Raw genomic sequence first — 20,346 nt, 5'->3', positions numbered from 1 at the left:
CTGCTGGTCGATCTCCGCCGGAAGGTGGTGATAGGTGGTGATCAGGCTGCTGAGACCGACGCTCCGGAGAGCCGGTCAGACTGCGGCGCGTACCGGAGGCTTGACCGCGACCACCGGACACTGTGCGTCGAGCAGCACACGCTGGACCACGCTGCCGGTCAGCAGTTTGCCGACCGGTGAACGCCTGCGCTGGCCGATCACCAGGAGCTCGGCCGCGTCGTCGTAGGACGCGTCGATGAGTTGATCGGCGTGCGACAGGCCCGGATCGTTTTCGGCGACACGGTAGTCCACCTCGCCGGCCGCCGCGACGTCGCGGGCCTCCTCGAGATCGATCAGGAACTGCGGGGACGCGGCATCGTCACCGTCGGCCACGACCACGACGTCGGTGCCGCGCATCCGGGCCTCGGCGAAGCCGAACGGAAGTGCGCCGCGACCTTCGGGTGTCGGGAGATAGCTGAGGACGACAGACATCAGATGTCCTTTCGCGGCACGGGATTCGGGGCGACGACCGGGGTCGACAGATCGCCTGTCCGGAGGAACGACTCGAGGTTGGCGACGGTGAGTTCTTCCATGGCGGCACGGGTCTCGACCGTGCCGCTCGCGAGGTGGGGGAGCAGTACGACGTTGTCCATGGACAGCAGCTCCGCGGGTACCTCCGGCTCGTGTGCGAACACGTCCAGGCCGGCGCCGGCCAGTCGTTCGTGCCGAAGCAGGTCGACGAGCGCGTTCTCGTCGACGACGCTGCCGCGGGCCACGTTGATGAGGTAGCCGTCGGGACCCAACGCCTCGAGGACGTCTCGATCGACGAGATGGCGCGTGTTCGCTCCACCGGCGGCCGCGACGATCAGCACGTCTGTCTGCGCGGCGAGCTCGACCGGTGACGCCGCGTAGCGGTACGGGGAGCCGGCCACCGGGCGCCGGTTGTGGTACGAGATCCGGCAGCCGAAGGCCTCGAGACGGTGGGCGATCGCGGACCCGATGCGCCCCAGCCCGAGGATGCCGATGTCGGTGCCGGAGACCTTGCGGGTGAGGGGCACGTTGCCCTCCGCGGGCCAGCGTCCGGCGCGGACGAACCGATCGGCCGCGGAGAGTCCCCGCATCGTGTCGAGCAGCAGTCCGACGGCGGTGTCGGCGACACAGTCGGTGAGGACGTCCGGGGTGTTGCTGACCCCGATGCCGAGTTCGGTTGCTCGAGCGACGTCGGTGGTGTCGTATCCGACGCCGAAGTGGACGATGGCGCCGAGGTTCGGCAGTGCGGCCATCAGGCCGGCGTCGACCCCCGTCCGGCCGGAGGTCACGACCGCGGTCACCGCCTCTGCATTGCGTGCGAGGAAGGAAGCCCGCGTCTGGTCGTCGTCCGGCAGTCGCTCGGCGCCATAGGTGTCGGCGAGGCGCTCCTCGAGCGAGGGCTTGAGGGGTCCGACTCGCAGAACAGAGCCGTGCTGAGATGAAAAAGACTCTGGTGCAACGGGTTCCGGTGCTGTCGCGGTACCGGCCGAACTGCTCGTCATGATTGACCTCCAGGAGTGCAGGACACAGACCGGTCCTTCGGTGGATGGGTTCCACGCTAGAAGCGGGCACGGATACCTGTCCAACACGCAAATAACATGGATCGATACTCAAACAGTATGGATGCGGCGTCGTCGATTCGGAAGCCGGAACGCCGGAGAGGAAAACTGTCAGGTCAGCGGCGTTTTCGAGCGATCCGGGCGTCGGCCCGGATGCTCTGCGGGAGGGGCCAAAAGCCGCCGAAACGGCCTTCTACTGGGCTTTTGCTCTGTTGACGCCGTCATTCCCACGCTCATAGCGTGTGTCTACCGTCACAAACGCGGTCGAGCCCACCGCGAGATCACCCCCAGCTTCTCTGTCAACGGAGGTCCCCATGCAGATCGCAGCCCTGCGATCCCGGAAGCGCCCCGCGGCGTGTCTGATGACCCTGTCCGCGGTGGCCGTGCTCGCCGCCAGCGGTTGCAGCGTCGCGAACACGACCGCCGGCGAGAGCGCCTCCCCGGACACCCTGCGCATCGTCCTGCCCCAGGAACCGCCCACCCTGGAACCCTGCGATGCCTCCCTCACCGCGACCGGCGTCGTCGTCCGATCCAACATCACCGAGCCCCTCATCGAACGAAACCCGGACAGCGGCGCCCTGGAGCCGAGTCTCGCGACCGCGTGGAGGCAGGTGGAGCCGAACGTCTGGCGATTCACCACGGCCTCGGGGGTTGAATTCAGCAACGGGCAGCCGTTCGACGCCGAGGATGCTGCGTTCTCGATCCGCCGCACGTTCAACGGCGCTATCGGTTGTGACGTCAACGGCTATGTCTTCGACGACAGCACGCGCGAGGTGAGTGTCGTCGACCCGAACACGATCGAGGTCCGGACGGAAACGCCCGATCCGATCCTCCCGCTGCGCCTCTCCTTCATCGAGATCGTCCCGCGTACCACCGTCGCCGATGACAAAGTCCGCGTCCCGATCGGGACCGGGCCCTACATGGTCGACTTCTGGGATTCCGGCCAGCGGGTCGCGCTCAAGGCGAATCCGAACTATCACGGCGACGCACCACAGTTCAGCCGCGCGGTGTACCAGTGGCGCGGCGAGGGCAGCGTGCGCGCGGCGATGGTGACCAACGACGAGGCGGACATCGCCACGTCGCTGGGACCCGAGGACGGAGCAGGCGATCTCGGCACCGCCTACACCAACAACGAGACGACGGCGCTGCGCATGCAGGCCACCGATGCCCCGCTGAACGATCAACGGGTGCGGGAGGCCATCGATCACGCCATCAATCGCGACGGTATCGTCAGCGCGCTGTTCCAGGGGCTCGGCAACCCCGCGGCCCAGCTGGTCGGCAAGGGCATCGTCGGGTACAACGATCGGCTCGAGCCGACCTCCTACGACCTGGACCGTGCGAAGGAACTGGTCGACGAAGCCCGGGCCGACGGTGTGCCGGTCGACCGCACGATCCGGCTGATCGGGCGTACGGGCCAGTTCCCGAAGATCAACGAGACCATCGAGAACATCCAGTTCACCCTCGACCGGATCGGCCTGGACGTCGACATCGAGATGATGGACACGTCCGGTCAGATGCAGTACCAGACAAGGCCGTTCGTTCCCGGATCGGGACCCGTGCTGTTGATGATCATGCACGGCAACCAGGCCGGTGACACCCAGTTCACCCTGGACCAGTACATGTTGTCCGACGGCTACCAGAGCACCTACGGCACCGCGGCGTACGACGAGCAGATCCGCGCCGCCGAGGCGCTGACCGGAGCGGCACGTCAGGATGCGCTCGCCGCGGTACTGGCGGCCGAACCCCGCGAGATCCGCCAATATGCCTACATCGCGCACATGCAAGCGGTCCTCGGTAAATCGAGTCGTATTGCCTACCAGCCCAATTCGGCCACCGGCGATGAGATGCGTCTCGCCGAGATGACCCACGCGCCAGCCCAGAACGACTGAAACAGAGGCGATGACCGATGCTCACCTTCCTCCGGCGCCGGATGTTCACCAGCCTGATCCCGCTGATCATCGTCTTGTTCGGCGTGTTCTTCATGGCTCGGCTGACCGGCGACCCCACCAATCTCTACCTACCCGTCTCCGCCACCCCGGACCAGCGTGCCGAGTTCGCCGCGGCCAACGGGCTCGACAAGCCGATCTGGCAGCAGATGACCGACTATCTGACCGGGGTGCTGCACCTCGACTTCGGTGAGTCGCTCAAGACGGGGCAGGAGGCGGCAGGCATGGCGCTCCGCGCCTTCCCGGCCACCCTGCAGCTCGCGTTCGTCACGTTGATCCTGTCGATCCTCGGGTCGATCGTGATCGGCTGCTGGGCGGCCTACCGGCCGAACTCCCTCGCCGACCGCTTCTCGAGCCTGCTGTCGATGACCGCGGCCAGCGTCCCCGACTTCTGGTTCGCGATCACCGGGATCTGGATCTTCGCGGTCGTGTTCGGCTGGTTGCCGACGTCGGGGACCGGCGGGATGCTGGCCTGGGTCCTGCCCATCGCGACCCTGATGATCCGGCCGCTCGGCGTACTCACCCAGGTCGTGCGCGGTGCCATGGTCTCCGCGCTCTCGGCGCCCTACGTGAAGGTGGCACGCAGCAAGGGAGCGGGGGATCTGCGGATCGTCACCCACCACGCCCTGCGCAACGCGGCCGCCCCGGCCCTCACCGTCGCAGGCGATCTCGCGGTCGGCCTGATCAACGGTGCGGTCATCGTCGAGGCCATCTTCGGATGGCCCGGCATCGGCAAGCTGATGATCGATTCGATCCTGCAACGTGACTTCGCGGTCCTGCAGGCAGCGGTGCTCCTCACCGCCATCAGCATCTTCATCCTGAACATCGTCATCGACGCGGGTCTCGCACTTCTGGACCCCCGCGTTCGTGACAAGGCCACGGTCTAGTCGCCGACGACCATCGAGGAGTTCTGACACCATGTCCATCGTCACCGATCCCGTCGACACGACGAGTCCCGTCGCCTCGACCGACATCACCGGCGACTCCGTCGCCACCAAGAAGGTGCCAGCCGGGCAGCTGCCGTTGTGGCGGTTGTTGTTCCGCGACAAGTTCGCGACGGTCGCCGCGGGCATCCTGACCATCGTCCTGCTCACCGCGATCTTCGGTCCGTGGCTCGTCGGTGACGCCGCCACCGACCAGAACCTCGACGAGTCGAATCTCCCGCCGTTCAACCTGGACACGGGTTGGATGAACGTCCTGGGCACCGACCCGCTCGGACGCAGCATGCTCGCCCGGCTCATCGTCGCGTGTCAGACCACGCTGATGGTCTCCCTGCCCGCGGTGATCATCTCGTGCGTCGTCGGTTCGGCGATCGGCATGTGGGCGGGATACCACCGCGGGTGGCGGGAGACCACGGCGATGCGCATCGCCGACGTCATCATGAGCTTCCCGTCCCTGCTGCTCGCCGTCGTGATCCTGTACGTGTTCTCACCGAGCGCCGCCAACATCATCGCGGTGCTGGCGATCACTCGCATCCCGATCTACCTGCGGACCGCACGTGCCGAATCCGCCGAGCTCCAGAGCCGTGTGTTCGTCGACGCGGCAAGGACGTTCGGCGCGAGCAGCGGTGCCATTCTTCGTGGTCACGTGCTGCCGATCCTGCTTCCGACGCTGCTCACGGTCGCCACCCTCGACTTCTGTTACGTGATGCTCGCCGAGTCGTCGCTGTCGTTCCTCGGCATCGGAATCCAGCCGCCCGACATCAGCTGGGGACTGATGGTGTCGCAGGGCCGGACCTACCTGCAGACCGCCTGGTGGCTGTCGTTCTTCCCCGGTCTGGCCATCGTCATCACGACCGTGTCGGCCACGATGCTGGCCGCATGGGCGCGGATCGCGACCGATCCCGGCCAGCGGTGGCGACTGACCACCCCGAACGCCCGCAAGCGGTTCTTCTCCTCACGAAAGGCGCTGCGATGAGTGCTCCTGCCCTCGACCGGCCCGATGCCGGTACCGACGACCGCGTCGCGCTCGACGTCGTCGACCTGACCGTCGATCTGCGGACCCCCACCGGGGCCGTCCGCGCCGTCGATCATGTCTCCTTCCGTGCCCGGCGCGGCGAAACGCTGGCGCTGCTCGGCGAATCCGGGTGCGGCAAGTCGATGACCGCGCAGGCGCTGGTCGGTCTGCTCGACCCGATCGCGTCGGTCTCCGACGGGTCGATCACGCTCGACTCCGTCGACCTGGTCTCCGCGTCGCCGTCGAAGCGGCGCAACATCGCCGGCACCGAACTCGCGATCGTGTTCCAGGACGCACTGACCGCGCTCAACCCGGTCTACCCGGTCGGCACCCAGCTCGCCGAGCCATTCCGCATCCATCGCCGGATGTCGAGGAAGAAGGCCCGCCTCGAGGCGATCGAACTGATGCGTCACGTGGGCATCCCGGAACCGGAGTCCCGGGTCGACTCCTATCCCCACCAGTTCTCGGGCGGGATGCGGCAGCGTCTGCTGATCGCGATGGCGGTGGCGCTGAGCCCCAAGGTGCTGCTCGCCGACGAACCCACCACCGCGCTCGACGTCACGGTGCAGGCCCAGATCATGGCCCTGCTGAGCCGCCTCCGCTCCGAGCACGACATGGCGGTCGTCCTGATCACCCACGACCTCGCGCTCGTCGCCGAACAGGCCGACCGCGTCGCGATCATGTACGCCGGCAACGTCGTCGAGACCGGACCGGTCGCCGAGGTCTTCGGCAGTCCGAAACACCCGTACACCAAGGGACTTCTCGATTCGGTACCCGTCAGTGCCGAACGGGGCGCCGACCTGAAGTCGATCGGCGGGACCCCGCCCGACCTGCACTCCATCCCGGCGGGCTGCGTGTATCAGGCACGGTGTCCGCTGGCTCGGGCGCGGTGCGTCCAGCAACGCCCGACCCTCACGGCCACCGGCGCCGACCGCGCCGCCGCCTGCCACTTCTCGGAGGAGATCGACAATGCCTGAGACGACGACGAGGTTCGACAAGGCCCCGGCTCCGGCGGGCGGGGTCACCCCCGACACGAGCCGGGTCCTCGAGGTGCGCGACGTCGGAAAGACATTCGCGGTGTCCGGCAAGGGCGGACGCAAGCAACTGCGGGCACTCGACGGGATCGACCTCGAGCTCCGCCGGGGCGAGACACTCGGACTCGTGGGCGAATCAGGTTGCGGCAAATCGACTCTCGCACGGACGCTGATGATGCTCGAGCGTCCCGACTCCGGCACCGTCCGTTGGGACGGCACCGATCCCTATCGGCTCAAGGGCAAGGACCTGCTCGCCCTGCGCCGCAAGGTGCAGATGGTGTTCCAGGATCCGTACGCCTCACTGAACAACCGCATGACGGCGGCCGAGATCATCGGCGAGCCGTGGCGCACCCACAAGGATCTGTACCCCCGCAAACGGGACCGGGCAGCTCGGGTACGCGAACTGCTGCACCTCGTCGGGCTGCGTCCGAGCGACGAACACCGCAGTCCCCAGGAGTTCTCCGGCGGTCAGCGTCAGCGGCTGGGGATCGCTCGCGCGCTGGCGCTCGATCCCGAGGTGATCATCTGCGACGAGCCGGTGTCCGCCCTGGATCTGTCGGTACAGGCACAGGTGCTGAACCTGCTCAACGAACTCCAGCAGGAACTCGACATCTCCTACATCTTCATCTCCCATGACCTGTCCGTGGTCCGGCACGTGGCCGACCGGGTCGCGGTGATGTACCTCGGCAGGATCGTCGAGACGGGCAGCACCGAAGCCGTGTTCGACCATCCCGCGCACCCCTACACCGAGGCGCTGATGTCCGCGGCGCCGACCCTCGACGCCGAGAACCGCCGTGAGCGGATCCTTCTCAGCGGCGAGGTGCCCTCGCCGCTCAACCCGCCGTCGGGATGCCGCTTCCGGACGCGCTGCGCCCATGCCACCGACGTCTGCGCGACCGCCCTCCCGCCGGCCGTTGCCGACGGGCACCAGGCCGGTCACGTCGCCGAGTGCTACCACCCCCGCGGACGGGTCGCGCTGGGCATGCCCGCGCCGGCGGCATGAGTGCGCCCAGCATGAATGCCTCGGCCGCGTGAGCGTCGTCGCATGCGTGGTCATCGCCGTCGCCGTCTTCCTGGCGTCGTGCATGCAGGCCTCGATCGGCTTCGGGATGGGCATGCTCGCGGCACCGGTGGTTGCTCTGGTGGCGCCGACGCTGCTTCCCGGCATGTTGATCGCCTCCGCGACGACCGTGACGTTGCTGGTCGTCATCCGCGAGCGGGGGAGCCTGGACCTGCGCGGTACCGGGTGGGCGCTGATCGGCCGGGTCCCCGGGACCATCGCGGGCGCCCTGTTGCTGGTGTGGTTGCCGACCCGTGGGCTGTCGCTGTTGCTGGCCGCGGTCGTCCTCGGCGGGGTCGCGGTCGCGTCGGTCGGGTGGCGGCCGGCACCTGTGCGCCGCAACCTGGCGACCGCTGGCGCGGCGTCGGGATTGCTCGGCACGGCGACGTCCATCGGTGGACCACCCATGGCACTGGTGTACTCCGGCAAGGAGAACGCACACGTTCGCAGCAACATGAGTGCGTTCTTCCTCGTCGGAAGTCTGATGTCGCTGGGCGCCCTCGCCGCGACCGGGAGCCTCCGAGCGGAGATCCTCTGGGCATTCCTCGCACTGACACCGATCGTCGTCCTGGGCTTCGTCGCCTCCCGCGTCGTCAACCGGGTGCTCGACCGGAACCGGCTGCGCACCGTGTCGATCACGGTGTCGGCCATCGGCGCCGCCCTGCTCATCGGGCAACAGATCTTCTTCTGACACACGTGAAAGGACCAATCATGACGACAGCGACTTCGGCGCCGCGCGCCACGACGACCCCGGTCGTCACCGAGATGCGGGTGATCCCGGTTGCCGGACGGGACAGCATGCTGCTCAACCTCTCCGGTGCGCACGCCCCGTTCTTCACGCGCAACCTCGTGGTCCTCACCGACTCCGAGGGCAACCAGGGGGTCGGCGAGGTCCCCGGCGGTGAACCGATCCGGACCACGCTCGATGATGCGCGTCCGATCGTCGAGGGGCGCGGTATCGGCGAGTACAACGCGGTCCTGCAGGACATCCGGCGGACCTTCGCCGACCGCGACCGGGGTGGACGCGGAGACCAGACCTTCGACCAGCGCATCACGATCCACGCGGTGACAGCAGTCGAATCGGCTCTGCTGGATCTCGTGGGCCAGCACCTCCGGGTACCGGTGGCCGCTCTGCTGGGAGAGGGACAGCAACGCGACCGGGTCGCCGCGCTGGGCTACCTGTTCTTCGTCGGGGACCGCACCAAGACGAACCTGGACTATGCCGACGGTGCCGGCGAGGCCGACGACTGGATGCGCCTGCGCCATCAAGAGGCTCTCGACGCGGAGGGCGTCGTCGCGCTCGCCGAGGCGGCCCAGAAGCGCTACGGTTTCGCCGATTTCAAGTTGAAGGGCGGAGTTCTGTCGCCCGATGAGGAGGCCGATGTCGTCACCGCGCTCGCCGAACGCTTTCCGACGGCGCGGGTGACCCTGGACCCCAACGGCGGGTGGTTGCTCGAGGAAGCGATCCGGATCGGTGGACGCCTGCGCGATGTGGTCGCGTACGCCGAGGATCCGGTGGGGCCGGAGGGCAGGTTCTCCGGTCGTGAGGTCATGGCCGAGTTCAAACGCGCGACCGGACTCCCGACCGCGACGAACATGATCGCGACCGACTGGCGCGAGCTGGGACATACGATCCGGACGAACGCCGTCGACATCCCGTTGGCGGATCCGCATTTCTGGACCATGGCCGGCTCCGTGCGCGTTGCGCAGCTGTGTGATGCCTGGGGCCTCACCTGGGGCTCGCACTCCAACAACCACTTCGACGTCTCGCTGGCGATGTTCACGCACGTCGCGGCCGCCGCGCCGGGCGAGATCACCGCGATCGACACGCACTGGATCTGGCAGGACGGACAGCGCCTGACCACCGAGCCGTACGAGATCGTCGACGGCCATCTCTCGGTTCCCGACCGGCCAGGACTCGGCGTCGAACTCGACATGGAGCAGGTGGAAGCGGCCCATCAGCTGTACCGCACCGAAGGACTCGGAACGCGCGACGACGCGATCGGGATGCAGTTCCTCATCCCGGACTGGACCTTCGACAGCAAACGTCCCGCACTCGTGCGGAGCTGAGGCGGTGACGGAGTCGCGGAGCGATGTCCTGAAAGTCGTGGTGGGCGAACGCAATTTCGCGCCGCACCGCGAACTGTTCGAGAGCCTGCTGCCCGCCGGTGTCGACACCTCGTGGCACGCGGCCTTCGACGAGGCCGCACTCGTGGCCGATCTGGCCGACGCCGATGTCTATGTCGGCGGCCGGGTGACGCCGGCGATGGCACGAGCAGGTTCGGGGCTGCGGCTGGTGCTCACCGGCGGTGCCGGCACCGACAAGGTGAGTTTCGATGATCTCCCGGTGCACACCGAGGTGGCCAACACGTTTCACCATGAGGACTCGATCGCCGAGTACATCGCCGCCGCGGTGGTGACGGTGCGCCGCGACCTTCTCGTCCAGGACGCGGCCCTCCGGCAGGGGTCGTGGGCGTCGGCGGTCTATCGAGACGGCGTTCCGCAACCACAGACCCTCCGCGGGGCCATGATCGGTTATGTCGGCTTCGGCCACATCGGTCGGCGAACCGCGGATCTGATGGGGGCGTTCGGCGCGCGGGCCTGTGCGGTGACGGGTTCCGGCCGGGTCTCCGACGCCTCCGGGCTCGAATGGTACGGCGACACCGCCGATCTCGGTCGTCTGATGACGGAGTCCGACGTCGTGGTCGTCTCCGCGCCGCTGACGTCGAGCACGACAGGGATGATCGACGCCGCGCAGCTGCGACGGCTCGGGGCCTCGGGTGTGCTGGTGAACGTGGGCCGCGGCCCGCTCGTGGTCGAGCGGGATCTGTTCGAGGCGCTACGGGACGGGGTGATCGGTGGCGCCGCGATCGACGTCTGGTATCGCTATCCGACCGCCGGTGACCACGCGGATCCGTCGGAACTGCCGTTCGGCGAATTGCCCAATGTTCTGATGACCCCCCACATCTCGGGAGTCACCCGCGACACCTTCATCGGGCGGGTGCACGACATCACCGACAACATCTCCCGGCTGCGGTCGGGACGAGAGATCTTGCGCGTCGTCAGCAGGCCTCAATCGGCCAGCGCAACCGTGTGATTGAGCCTGACCCGAAAGACCCGACCCCGCTGCTCCCTGAAAGAAGCGACCACACTGCTCCCTAATCCGAAAGAACCACGCACCCACTGGTCCCTGATCCGAAAGAAGCGACCACCCACTGCTCCCCAATCCGAAAGAAGCGACCACACACTGCTCCCTGAGGTGCGAGGAGCGATAGACGGTATGAGGGCCTTGGGGCCGAAGGCCTCAAGCTGCAAACACATCGTGGGTTGCTGCTGCTCAGTTCACACTCGGCGGTAGCACCACATTGCAGATCAGGAGGCCTCCGGTGATTGTTCAGGGTACAAGTGTCGGATTGGATGTTCACGCACGTTCGGTGGTCGCTCACGCCATCGATGAGGACAGCGGCAACGTGATTCGGGAGACGTTGGTTCCCGATGCGGCGACCATCGTGAGCTGGCTTCACAGCTTGGCTCCGCCTGTGCGGGTTGCCTACGAGGCCGGTCCGACGGGTTTCGGATTGGCTCGGGCGATCACTGCGGCCGGGATGGAGTGTGTGGTTGCCGCGCCCTCGAAGCTGCAACGGCCAGCCGGGGACCGCGTCAAGACCGATGCCCGAGACGCTGCGCACCTGGCGAAGTTGCTGCGCCTGGGCGAGGTAGTCGCGGTCGGTGTGCCCGAGGAGGGTACCGAAGCGGCCCGTGATCTGGTCCGCGCCCGCGAGGACGCTCGCAGCGACCTGATGCGGGCGCGGCATCGATTGTCCAAACTGCTTCTGCGCCAGGGGATCGTCTACTCCGGCGGGAAACCCTGGACCGGTGTTCATCAACAGTGGCTGCAGCGTCAACGTTTCGAGCTGCCGCTGTTGCAAGCCGCCTTCGACAACGACCTGGACGCGGTGTTGAGCGTGACCGCACGCCGAGACCGCCTCGATGAGCTGATCGAACAGACCGCGGCCACCGATCCGTGGCGGGCTGTGGTCACCCGATTGTCATGTCTGCGGGGTGTGTCGACGCTGACCGCGTTCGCTCTGGCCGTCGAGATCGGCGACTGGTCGAGGTTCAGTGGCGCCACGATCGGCCCCTACGCCGGGTTGGTGCCCTCGGAATACTCGACCGGCGGTACCCGCAGTCAGGGATCGATCACCAAGGCCGGGAACGCCCACGTGCGGCGGTTGCTGGTCGAGGCGGCCTGGCAACACCGGCGGCCCTACGGCACGCCCGGACAGACCATGCGCCGTCGGTGGGAGGCCGCCTCACCCTCGGCCCGCGCCCGTGGCCATGCCGGCAACCGACGGCTACACAAGCGTTGGCAACAATTCGACCGCCGCAGCAAACATCCCTGCGTGGCCAACACCGCGATCGCTCGTGAGCTCGCCGGCTGGTGCTGGTCGCTGGCGGTGCTCGACGACTAACCAGCACTGACACACAATCTTGGCCACCCGCCGCGACTGTGCTGTGGTGAACAGGGAACGAATCCACGGCGTCGCTATGTGCGCCAGCACCTCTGGGTGCACGGTACGCACGCTTACATAGACCCGTCGGTCAGCGTTTTCATCTCCTGTCGAACACCGTTGAGCGGTAACCAACCCGCGTATATCAGTCCGACAACACCGTCGCGAGTAACGACCACCACACACCGCGGCGGGTGGCCAACCCCCACTACAGCCCCCTAGCAAGGAGGCCAACTCGCCATGGAACTTGACAAAGCAGCACTACATATCAGCGACGAGCCTCGAAGGGCCTGGTGAGATTCCTTGCGATGCCCTTCGTGGCTCGCTTCGCTCGCACCTCAGGGAGCAGTGATCGACGCTCGCCCCGCCCTGCCTGGCTCAGTAACAGGTTTTATGCGGTCTTGCGGATCAGGGAACGGGCGGGATCAGGCGTCGGCTGTCTCGACCCGGTCCGGCTCGGCGGCCGAGCGCTTGCCGTTCTGGAACAGCAGGGGGTAGAGGAGGCCGCCGATGAGTCCGCCGATCAGCGGGGCGAGCCAGAAGGCCCACAGCTGACCGGGGGCGCCGTTGCCGTTGAAGAAGGCGACGGCCGTCGACCGTGCCGGGTTGACCGAGGTGTTGCTGATCGGGATCGAGATCAGATGGATCAGGGTGAGGCACAGGCCGATGGCCAGTGGACCGAAGCCGGCGGGAGCGCGACCGTCGGTCGCACCCAGGATCACGATCAGGAAGAAAGCCGTCAACAGGATCTCCGCGATCAGCACCGCGGCCAGAGAGTAGTTGCCGGGGGAGTGTTCGCCGAATCCGTTGGCGGCCATGTTGCCCTCGGCTTCGAAACCGGGTTGACCTTTCGCGATGAGGAAGAGCATCAGACCGGCGAGCAGACCACCGACGACCTGCGCGATCCAGTAGGTGGGCAGATCTTTCCAGGACAGGCGACCGCTGACGGCGGCACCGAGCGTGATCGCGGGATTGAAGTGTGCTCCCGACACGTGCCCGACCGCGTAGGCCATGGTGACCACGGTCAGTCCGAAAGCCAGCGCGACACCGAGGAATCCGATTCCGACCTGGAAGGTGTCCTGGCCGTCTTCGGATTGGGCGATCTGCTTGGCGGCGTAGATGGCACTACCGCATCCGCCGAACACCAACCAGAAGGTGCCGAAGAACTCAGCCGCAAGTCGTGCTGCGGGCGACGGAGAAGGCATGGACGTCCTTTCGCTCGGTGACCTGACCGTCGAGGCGCGCGAGGTGCCTCACCGTTCGAATGGCTCACACCCTAGCGGTGCTGCCGCAAACAGGCAGCAATATAACAAATCATGTGCAGATCAGTGAACAGGTCGGAGCTGCGGGATGTCCCGGCGACGGTCAGCGGGAAAACGTCGTGTGCATCTCCCAGAACAGGATCTCGGCTTCGGTTGTCGTGGAGACGATGAGGGCGCCGTGGTCGGTCGTGCGCAGAGCGTCACCCTCGACGAGTCGTGCGCCGTCGTCGAGGTCGACGACGCCCCGGGCCACGTAGAGATGTCCGAACGGTGCCGGGGGCAGGGTGACCGATTGTCCGGGTCCGAGACGCGCGACGTGCAGTGCCGCGTCCGGGTTCTTGAGCGAGATCGCCGTGGTGGTGGCGTGTCCGGCCATTCCGGAAGCAACCGTCACCAGCGCGCCGGTGGCGAGGTCGGCGCTGAAATCGCGCTCGGCGTAACCGGGTTCACCCCCGGCGTGCTCGGGAGCAACCCACATCTGGACGACACGCAGGTCCCGGTCTTCGCCGCGCCGGGAAGCGTTCGCCTCGGTGTGGGTGATTCCGCGACCCGCGCTCATCCGCTGCGCGACGCCGGGGGTGATCACGCCGGCGTTGCCGAACGAATCACGATGAGCCACTGCGCCTTCGAGAACCCACGCGACGATCTCGGCGTCGCGGTGGAAGTGGGCCTCGAAACCTTCGCCGGCGTCGACGCGATCGTCGTTGTGGACGAGCAGGACGCCGTGTGCATTCGCGGTCAGGTCGAAGTTTCCGGTGACCGGGAAGGACTGGCGGGAGTCGAGCCACTCGCTCCGGAAGACGTACCGGTCGGCGCCTCGGATGACCTGCGGCGACGTCGTGGTCGTGGCCCGTGTTTCGCTCATCGTCGACTCCGATCTCGTCCGGGAACTCCGCCGGCTCAACCGCCACGTCGCCGACGCTATTCCGGTAGCACGGCTAGTCGAGGAGATTGACCGCGTTGGCCACGACCAGGCTGAGGATGACGATCGACAACAGTGACTGCGATGCCATCGCGAGCTTCGAGCGACGCGACAGCGGCATCACGTCGGTGGGACTGAACGCAGTTGCGTTCGTCAGTGCCAGGTAGAGGTAGTCGAAGAAGACGGGCCGCCAGTCCGGTGCTGCCAACCGCGGCTCGAGCTGCTGAGGAAACGCGAGATCGGGGCGTTCGGCCGGGTGTAGGTGCCGGTTCACCGGACCGCCGCCGTCGAGTTCCCAGTAGAGGAACGCGAACGCGATGACGGTCTGCAGCCAGACGAGCGCTCCGGCGACCAGCAACTCGTTCGCCGCCTCGGTCTGCGGGTTGCCGTACAGGAGGTCCCACACGAGTCGTCCCGCAGCCCAGGCCGCCCCTGCGGCGATGGCCACGACGAGACCGATCGAGAGTGCTCGGACCCACCGTCCGGGACGGTCGATCCGGCCGGGATCCACCACGATCAGCATCAGCAGCACGGTCCCCTCGATCGCCGGGAGCAGCCAGGAGACGCCGGCGGCGTAGCGCGCGGGGAGCAGGAACGGGATCGCCATCGCGACCAGCACGAACCCCGATGCCGTCCAGCGTTGCTCGGCGCGGGGCAGGTTCTCCCCGGGAACTCGGTCGTCATCGTTCATCCGGCGGCCTTCGGTGTAGGGGCTACGACACGTTCGGCCAAGACCGTTGACTCGACGTGCCCGGCCGGTACTGTGTTGTGCATCACATAGGCAGGAAGGGATGTGCCATGATATCGACCGAGATGAAGGATCTGCATCGCAGTATCGGGGTCTTGCGGCATCACATGACCACGCTGCAGACGCAGTACGGCGATGTCGACGCCGTCCGGCGGATGTCCAACGATCTGGACCGTCTGGAGATCGACCTCCACGATTTCGAACACGCGCCACCGCCGCCGCTGCAGGCGAAGCTCGGGCGGGACCAGGTCATCTATGTTCCCGACAGCAAGTCCGACGAGTCGGCCTGGCTGGGCGCGCAAGACGAAGGGCTGGGCTTTCATTCGCGTGAGCGCACGAAGTGAGCGCCCCCGCGACTGAGCGGGACACAGTCGGGGTCTTCTCTCCGGGTCGCGCGCGGATCCTGGCGCGAACACTTCGCCAGGACAGGTGGTGGCTCGCGCCGCTGCTGACTGTCACCGGTCTCGCGGCTTTCGTCATCTACGCCACCGTGCGCTCGTTCGTGCGGAGTGCCTATTACGTAGCGGATTACCACTACCTGTCGCCGTTCTACTCGCCCTGTCTGAGCGAGTCGTGCGTCCCTGGTGCCAGTCATTTCGGCACACCCTTTCCCGAGCTTCCGATGTGGATTCCGCTGGCGTTCTTGTCGCTGCCGTTCCTGCTCGGATTCCGGTTGACCTGTTACTACTATCGCAAGGCCTACTACCGTTCGGTCTGGTTGTCGCCGCCGGCATGCGCGGTCGCCGAACCGCACAGCCGGTACACGGGCGAGACCCGGCTGCCGCTGATCATCCAGAATTCGCACCGCTACTTCTTCTACGCCGCCGTGATCATCTCGGTGATCAACACCTACGACGCCGTCGTCGCGTTCCACGGCGCGGACGGTGGTTTCGGATTCGGGCTGGGCAACGTCATCCTCGTCGTGAACGTGCTGCTGCTGTGGACCTACACGGTGTCGTGCCACTCGTGTCGCCACGTCACCGGCGGCCGGCTCAAGCATTTCTCGAAACATCCGGTGCGGTACCGGATCTGGACCCAGGTCTCCAAACTGAACACCCGACACATGCAGTTCGCCTGGATCACGCTCGGCACGTTGGTGCTCACCGACCTCTACATCATGCTGGTCGCCAGCAACACCATCTCGGACCTGAGGTTCGTGGGTTGACCTGTTGAGACACAACGCCTGTTGTGCAGCCGTTTTCAACGTTGGGAGTCGCGCCAGATGGCCGAGCCGGAACGCTACGAGTACGACGTCGTTGTCATCGGTGCGGGTGGCGCCGGGCTGCGCGCGGTCATCGAGGCCCGCGAACGGGGTTACTCGGTTGCCGTCGTGTGCAAGTCGCTGTTCGGCAAGGCCCACACCGTCATGGCGGAGGGCGGATGTGCCGCATCGATGGGCAACGCCAACTCGAAAGACAACTGGCAGACCCATTTCCAGGACACGATGCGTGGCGGCAAGTTCCTCAACAACTGGCGCATGGCCGAGCTGCACGCGAAAGAGGCCCCCGACCGGGTCTGGGAACTCGAAACCTACGGCGCGCTGTTCGACCGGACCGCCGACGGACGGATCTCGCAGCGCAACTTCGGCGGTCACACCTATCCGCGACTCGCGCACGTAGGCGATCGCACCGGGCTGGAGCTGATCCGGACGATGCAACAGAAGATCGTCTCGCTCCAGCAGGAGGACTTCGCCGCCACCGGCGACTACGAGTCGCGCATCAAGGTGTTCGCCGAGTGCACGATCACCGACCTGCTCAAGGACGGCGACGCCATCGCCGGAGCATTCGGGTACTGGCGCGAATCGGGCCGCTTCATCCTGTTCGAGGCACCGGCGGTGGTTCTCGCGACCGGGGGTATCGGCAAGTCGTTCAAGGTGACCTCCAATTCGTGGGAATACACCGGCGACGGCCACGCGCTCGCGCTCCGGGCCGGGGCGAGCCTGATCAACATGGAGTTCATCCAGTTCCACCCGACCGGGATGGTCTGGCCGCCCAGCGTCAAGGGCATCCTGGTGACCGAGGGCGTGCGAGGTGACGGCGGAGTTCTCAAGAACACCGACGGCAAGCGCTTCATGTTCGATTACATCCCACCGGTCTTCAAGGGGCAGTACGCCGAGACCGAGAAAGAGGCCGACGAATGGCTGGCCGACAACGACAGCGCCCGCCGAACCCCGGACCTGTTGCCCCGCGATGAGGTCGCGCGGGCGATCAACGAGGAGGTCAAGGCCGGGCGCGGCACCGAGCACGGCGGCGTGTACCTCGACATCGCGTCCCGGATGCCTGCCGAGGAGATCATGCGCCGGCTCCCGTCGATGCATCACCAGTTCAAAGAACTCGCCGACGTCGACATCACTGCCGAACCGATGGAGGTGGGGCCCACCTGTCACTACGTGATGGGCGGGATCGAGGTCGATCCGGACACGGCCGCCTCGCGGGTGCCGGGACTGTTCGCGGCGGGTGAGTGTTCCGGTGGGATGCACGGCTCGAACCGGTTGGGCGGCAACTCGCTGTCGGACCTGCTGGTCTTCGGCCGGCGCGCCGGGCTCGGCGCGGCGGCGTACGTCGAATCGCTGACGACGCGGCCCGCGGTCTCCGCCGGTGACATCGACCGGGCTGCGGCGTCGGCTCTGGCGCCCTTCGATCCGCCGGCAGAGGGCAAACCGGAAAACCCCTACACCCTGCACACCGACCTGCAACAGGCCATGAACGACCTGGTCGGGATCATCCGGAAAGAGGCCGAGATGCAGGAGGCGATCGGTGTCCTCGCCGACCTGCGAACCCGGCTGGGCGGTATGCAGGTCGAAGGGCACCGCCAGTTCAATCCGGGCTGGCATCTCGCGGTCGACCTGCGCAACATGCTGCTGGTCTGCGAGTGCGTCGCGAAAGCCGCGCTCCTGCGTACCGAGAGCCGCGGTGGACACACCCGCGACGATCACCCCGCGATGGACTCGAGCTGGCGCAATGCCTTGCTGGTCTGCACCGCGGATCTCGACGGGGACGGTCCGGTTCCCGAAGTCAGCGTCGTGCGTACGGAACAGACCCCCATGCGGCCGGACCTGATGGAGTTGTTCGAGTTCCAGGAGGTCGAGAAGTACTACACCGCAGACGAGATCGCCGGTCATCCCGGCGCCGGAGGCGAACGAGCCGAGGGACATTCGGAGGACTGACATGGGATACGACGCGAAGTTCCGGATCTGGCGTGGCGACACCGACGCCGGTGGGCTCGAGGACTACACGGTCGCAGTCAACGAGGGCGAGGTGGTGCTCGACATCATCCACCGGCTGCAGGCGACGCAGGCCCCCGATCTGGCAGTGCGATGGAACTGCAAGGCGGGCAAGTGCGGCTCGTGTTCGGCGGAGGTCAACGGCCGCCCGAAGTTGCTGTGCATGACCAGGATGTCCACCTTCACCGAAGACGAGGTCGTCACGGTGACCCCGATGCGGACGTTCCCGGTGATCCGCGACCTGGTCACCGACGTCTCGTTCAATTACTCGAAAGCCCGTGAGATCCAGTCGTTCACGCCGCCCGAGGGTCTCGCGCCGGGCGAATACCGGATGAAGCAGGTCGACGTGCAGCGCTCGCAGGAGTTCCGCAAGTGCATCGAGTGTTTCCTGTGCCAGGACACCTGCCACGTCGTGCGTGATCACGAGGAGAACAAGCAGAACTTCGCCGGGCCGCGCTTCCTCATGCGTGTCGCCGAGCTCGACATGCATCCCCTCGATGTGGCCGAGCGGCGCGACTCGGCCCGCACCGAGCACGGACTGGGACTGTGCAACATCACCAAGTGCTGTACCGATGTCTGTCCCGAACAGATCAAGATCACCGACAATGCGCTGATCCCGATGAAGGAACGCGTCGCCGACCGGCACTACGACCCGCTCGTGTGGTTGGGCAACAAGCTGTTTCGTCGGTAGAAGAGCCGGCGCATGTGCGTGGCCCGGCCGGCGTGACCGTCCCAGGCTGATGTCGCGCAACGTTGCGGCGTGCGCAACTATTCTCTACATCTACCGCCGTACCTAGGACGTGGCACGCCTCGCTGAGACAAAGTGGCTCGGCCATGCCAACGCGACCTTGCCAACAGTCACTGTTACGCTCGCCGTTGACACTGTTATTCGTGGATAGGTAAGCACACCATGGCCGAACGTTCCTCCTGGGAAGACGACGATCTCACCGCATTGCGCGACCTCGCCCGCAGCTTCTGCGAGAAGGAGATCAAGCCGAACGCCGAGAAGTTCATCGAGCAGCACCACGTCGACCGCGACCTGTGGAACAAGGCCGGAGACCTCGGCCTGCTCTGTATGTCGATCCCGGAAGAGTACGGGGGCGGTGGCGGCACCTTCGCTCACGAGGCGGTCCTGATCGAGGAGCAGGCCCGCGTCGCGGACAGTTCGTGGGGCGTCAGCCTGCACAACGGCATCGTTGCGCACTACATCCTGGAGTACGGCTCCGAGGAGCAGAAGAAGACCTGGTTGCCGAAGATGGCGAGCGGCGAGGCGGTCGGTGCTATCGCGATGACCGAACCGGGCACCGGATCAGACCTGCAGAACGTGAAGACGAAGGCGATCAAGCAGGGCGACGAGTACGTCATCGACGGCTCGAAGACCTTCATCACCAACGGCAGCCAGGCCGACCTCATCATCGTCGTCGCCAAGACGGATGTGTCCGAGGGGGCCAAGGGCATCTCCCTGATCCTCGTCGAGGCCGAGCGCGAGGGTTTCCGTCGCGGACGGGTGCTCGACAAGGTCGGCCAGCGCGGTCAGGACACCTCGGAACTGTTCTTCGACGGCGTTCGCGTCCCCACCTCGAACCTGCTCGGCGCCGAGGAGGGGCAGGGCTTCATCCAGCTGATGCAGCAGCTCCCGCAGGAGCGGCTGATCATCGCGGTCGCGTCGGTGGCAGGCATGGAGAAGGCGGTCTCCGAGACCATCGCCTACACGAAGGACCGCACGGCATTCGGCCGACCGATCTTCAGTTTCCAGAACACCAAGTTCAAACTCGCCGAGGCGGCCACCGAGACGCGGATCGGCCGCGTGTTCGTCGACGACTGCATCAACAAGCACATCAACGGCGAACTCGACATCCCCACCGTCGCGATGGCCAAGTGGTGGACCAGCGACCGCGCCATGGTGGTGGCCGACGAGTGCCTTCAGCTGTTCGGCGGATACGGCTACATGAACGAGTACCCGATCGCTCGTCTCTGGGCCGACAACCGTGTCCAGAAGATCTACGCCGGGACCAACGAGATCATGAAGGAGATCATCGCGCGGACCCTCTGACGACCGAGCGACTCTCGATGTGGCGGCGGCCCCGGTGATCAGATCACCGGGGCCGTCGTACAC

Annotated in this window: 19 protein-coding genes; 14 read left to right on the top strand and 5 right to left on the bottom strand. The window is 66.4% G+C overall.

The annotated features are described in order from the left end of the window. Positions 1 to 75: 75 nt before the first annotated feature. Entirely contained in the window at positions 76 to 471 is a 396-nt protein-coding gene (locus tag KTR9_RS15810) for a universal stress protein (RefSeq protein ID WP_014927217.1), read from the bottom strand. Then, positions 471 to 1,511 carry a 2-hydroxyacid dehydrogenase gene (locus KTR9_RS15805; protein ID WP_014927216.1) on the bottom strand — a complete coding sequence of 347 codons (1,041 nt, stop codon included), beginning with the start codon at positions 1,509 to 1,511 and terminating at the stop codon, positions 471 to 473. Before KTR9_RS15805 ends, KTR9_RS15810 begins: the two co-directional genes overlap by 1 nt. A gap of 371 nt (positions 1,512 to 1,882) precedes the next feature. On the opposite strand from KTR9_RS15805, the gene KTR9_RS15800 reads away from it, so the two are divergent. From KTR9_RS15800 to KTR9_RS15760, 9 genes are all read left to right on the top strand, one after another. Further along, a complete protein-coding gene (locus tag KTR9_RS15800) occupies positions 1,883 to 3,457 on the top strand; it encodes an ABC transporter substrate-binding protein (protein ID WP_014927215.1) in 1,575 nt (524 codons plus the stop codon). Positions 3,458 to 3,474: 17 nt separating this feature from the next. Then, entirely contained in the window at positions 3,475 to 4,401 is a 927-nt protein-coding gene (locus KTR9_RS15795; protein ID WP_014927214.1) for an ABC transporter permease, read from the top strand. A gap of 31 nt (positions 4,402 to 4,432) precedes the next feature. Beyond that, positions 4,433 to 5,431: an ABC transporter permease gene (locus KTR9_RS15790; RefSeq protein ID WP_014927213.1), complete on the top strand. Its 999-nt coding sequence runs from the start codon at positions 4,433 to 4,435 to the stop codon at positions 5,429 to 5,431. Further along, positions 5,428 to 6,447: an ABC transporter ATP-binding protein gene (locus tag KTR9_RS15785; RefSeq protein ID WP_014927212.1), complete on the top strand. Its 1,020-nt coding sequence runs from the start codon at positions 5,428 to 5,430 to the stop codon at positions 6,445 to 6,447. Before KTR9_RS15790 ends, KTR9_RS15785 begins: the two co-directional genes overlap by 4 nt. Continuing rightward, positions 6,440 to 7,507 (top strand): ABC transporter ATP-binding protein, encoded by a 1,068-nt coding sequence (locus tag KTR9_RS15780; RefSeq protein WP_014927211.1) that lies wholly within the window; start codon positions 6,440 to 6,442, stop codon positions 7,505 to 7,507. The genes KTR9_RS15785 and KTR9_RS15780 overlap by 8 nt, the downstream gene beginning before the upstream one ends. Positions 7,508 to 7,535: 28 nt before the next feature. Continuing rightward, complete coding sequence (locus KTR9_RS15775; protein WP_010842377.1) at positions 7,536 to 8,255, top strand: sulfite exporter TauE/SafE family protein; 720 nt, start codon at positions 7,536 to 7,538, stop codon at positions 8,253 to 8,255. Between the two features lie 20 nt (positions 8,256 to 8,275). Continuing rightward, on the top strand, positions 8,276 to 9,634 hold the full coding sequence (locus KTR9_RS15770; protein ID WP_014927210.1) for an enolase C-terminal domain-like protein: 1,359 nt from the start codon (positions 8,276 to 8,278) through the stop codon (positions 9,632 to 9,634). Positions 9,635 to 9,638: 4 nt separating this feature from the next. Next, on the top strand, positions 9,639 to 10,661 hold the full coding sequence (locus KTR9_RS15765) for a 2-hydroxyacid dehydrogenase (RefSeq protein ID WP_014927209.1): 1,023 nt from the start codon (positions 9,639 to 9,641) through the stop codon (positions 10,659 to 10,661). Positions 10,662 to 10,950: 289 nt separating this feature from the next. Next, positions 10,951 to 12,036: an IS110 family transposase gene (locus KTR9_RS15760; protein ID WP_014924910.1), complete on the top strand. Its 1,086-nt coding sequence runs from the start codon at positions 10,951 to 10,953 to the stop codon at positions 12,034 to 12,036. 464 nt (positions 12,037 to 12,500) lie between these two features. On the opposite strand, the gene aqpZ is transcribed toward KTR9_RS15760, so the two are convergent. The 3 genes from aqpZ to KTR9_RS15745 all read right to left on the bottom strand — a co-directional run bounded on the left by aqpZ (position 12,501) and on the right by KTR9_RS15745 (position 14,950). Further along, the gene (gene aqpZ, locus KTR9_RS15755; protein ID WP_014927208.1) at positions 12,501 to 13,280 is read right to left on the bottom strand and encodes an aquaporin Z; all 780 of its coding nucleotides are present in this window, start codon (positions 13,278 to 13,280) and stop codon (positions 12,501 to 12,503) included. 160 nt (positions 13,281 to 13,440) lie between these two features. Continuing rightward, entirely contained in the window at positions 13,441 to 14,202 is a 762-nt protein-coding gene (locus tag KTR9_RS15750; RefSeq protein WP_014927207.1) for a pirin family protein, read from the bottom strand. 73 nt (positions 14,203 to 14,275) lie between these two features. Continuing rightward, entirely contained in the window at positions 14,276 to 14,950 is a 675-nt protein-coding gene (locus KTR9_RS15745) for a DUF1345 domain-containing protein (protein ID WP_010842382.1), read from the bottom strand. Between the two features lie 107 nt (positions 14,951 to 15,057). Between KTR9_RS15745 and KTR9_RS15740 the strand changes: the two genes are divergently transcribed. The 5 genes from KTR9_RS15740 (at position 15,058) to KTR9_RS15720 (ending at position 20,283) form a co-directional block, all read left to right on the top strand. Next, positions 15,058 to 15,351 carry a hypothetical protein gene (locus tag KTR9_RS15740; RefSeq protein ID WP_014927206.1) on the top strand — a complete coding sequence of 98 codons (294 nt, stop codon included), beginning with the start codon at positions 15,058 to 15,060 and terminating at the stop codon, positions 15,349 to 15,351. Then, the gene (locus KTR9_RS15735; RefSeq protein ID WP_014927205.1) at positions 15,348 to 16,172 is read left to right on the top strand and encodes a hypothetical protein; all 825 of its coding nucleotides are present in this window, start codon (positions 15,348 to 15,350) and stop codon (positions 16,170 to 16,172) included. Before KTR9_RS15740 ends, KTR9_RS15735 begins: the two co-directional genes overlap by 4 nt. A gap of 57 nt (positions 16,173 to 16,229) precedes the next feature. Next, positions 16,230 to 18,173 (top strand): fumarate reductase/succinate dehydrogenase flavoprotein subunit, encoded by a 1,944-nt coding sequence (locus KTR9_RS15730; RefSeq protein WP_014927204.1) that lies wholly within the window; start codon positions 16,230 to 16,232, stop codon positions 18,171 to 18,173. Between the two features lies 1 nt (position 18,174). Continuing rightward, positions 18,175 to 18,921, top strand: coding sequence for a succinate dehydrogenase/fumarate reductase iron-sulfur subunit (locus KTR9_RS15725; protein ID WP_014927203.1), 747 nt, complete (start codon positions 18,175 to 18,177; stop codon positions 18,919 to 18,921). Positions 18,922 to 19,140: 219 nt separating this feature from the next. Further along, positions 19,141 to 20,283 carry an acyl-CoA dehydrogenase family protein gene (locus KTR9_RS15720; RefSeq protein ID WP_014927202.1) on the top strand — a complete coding sequence of 381 codons (1,143 nt, stop codon included), beginning with the start codon at positions 19,141 to 19,143 and terminating at the stop codon, positions 20,281 to 20,283. Positions 20,284 to 20,346 lie beyond the last annotated feature (63 nt).

Origin of the sequence: Gordonia sp. KTR9 (assembly GCF_000143885.2) — a bacterium.
Taxonomy (GTDB): Bacteria; Actinomycetota; Actinomycetes; order Mycobacteriales; family Mycobacteriaceae; genus Gordonia.
Note: the sequence above shows the minus strand (reverse complement) of the source record. Positions and strands in the feature narration are given on the sequence as shown.

Excerpts from the sequence above, each read along its gene's own strand:
- KTR9_RS15780 (WP_014927211.1), top strand. The coding sequence starts at position 6,440 with ATGCCTGAGACGACGACGAGGTTCGACAAGGCCCCGGCTCCGGCGGGC.
- KTR9_RS15810 (WP_014927217.1), bottom strand. The coding sequence starts at position 471 with ATGTCTGTCGTCCTCAGCTATCTCCCGACACCCGAAGGTCGCGGCGCA.
- KTR9_RS15725 (WP_014927203.1), top strand. The coding sequence starts at position 18,175 with ATGGGATACGACGCGAAGTTCCGGATCTGGCGTGGCGACACCGACGCC.
- KTR9_RS15745 (WP_010842382.1), bottom strand. The coding sequence starts at position 14,950 with ATGAACGATGACGACCGAGTTCCCGGGGAGAACCTGCCCCGCGCCGAG.
- KTR9_RS15720 (WP_014927202.1), top strand. The coding sequence starts at position 19,141 with ATGGCCGAACGTTCCTCCTGGGAAGACGACGATCTCACCGCATTGCGC.
- KTR9_RS15795 (WP_014927214.1), top strand. The coding sequence starts at position 3,475 with ATGCTCACCTTCCTCCGGCGCCGGATGTTCACCAGCCTGATCCCGCTG.
- aqpZ (WP_014927208.1), bottom strand. The coding sequence starts at position 13,280 with ATGCCTTCTCCGTCGCCCGCAGCACGACTTGCGGCTGAGTTCTTCGGC.
- KTR9_RS15770 (WP_014927210.1), top strand. The coding sequence starts at position 8,276 with ATGACGACAGCGACTTCGGCGCCGCGCGCCACGACGACCCCGGTCGTC.
- KTR9_RS15785 (WP_014927212.1), top strand. The coding sequence starts at position 5,428 with ATGAGTGCTCCTGCCCTCGACCGGCCCGATGCCGGTACCGACGACCGC.
- KTR9_RS15730 (WP_014927204.1), top strand. The coding sequence starts at position 16,230 with ATGGCCGAGCCGGAACGCTACGAGTACGACGTCGTTGTCATCGGTGCG.
- KTR9_RS15750 (WP_014927207.1), bottom strand. The coding sequence starts at position 14,202 with ATGAGCGAAACACGGGCCACGACCACGACGTCGCCGCAGGTCATCCGA.
- KTR9_RS15790 (WP_014927213.1), top strand. The coding sequence starts at position 4,433 with ATGTCCATCGTCACCGATCCCGTCGACACGACGAGTCCCGTCGCCTCG.
- KTR9_RS15740 (WP_014927206.1), top strand. The coding sequence starts at position 15,058 with ATGATATCGACCGAGATGAAGGATCTGCATCGCAGTATCGGGGTCTTG.
- KTR9_RS15800 (WP_014927215.1), top strand. The coding sequence starts at position 1,883 with ATGCAGATCGCAGCCCTGCGATCCCGGAAGCGCCCCGCGGCGTGTCTG.
- KTR9_RS15805 (WP_014927216.1), bottom strand. The coding sequence starts at position 1,511 with ATGACGAGCAGTTCGGCCGGTACCGCGACAGCACCGGAACCCGTTGCA.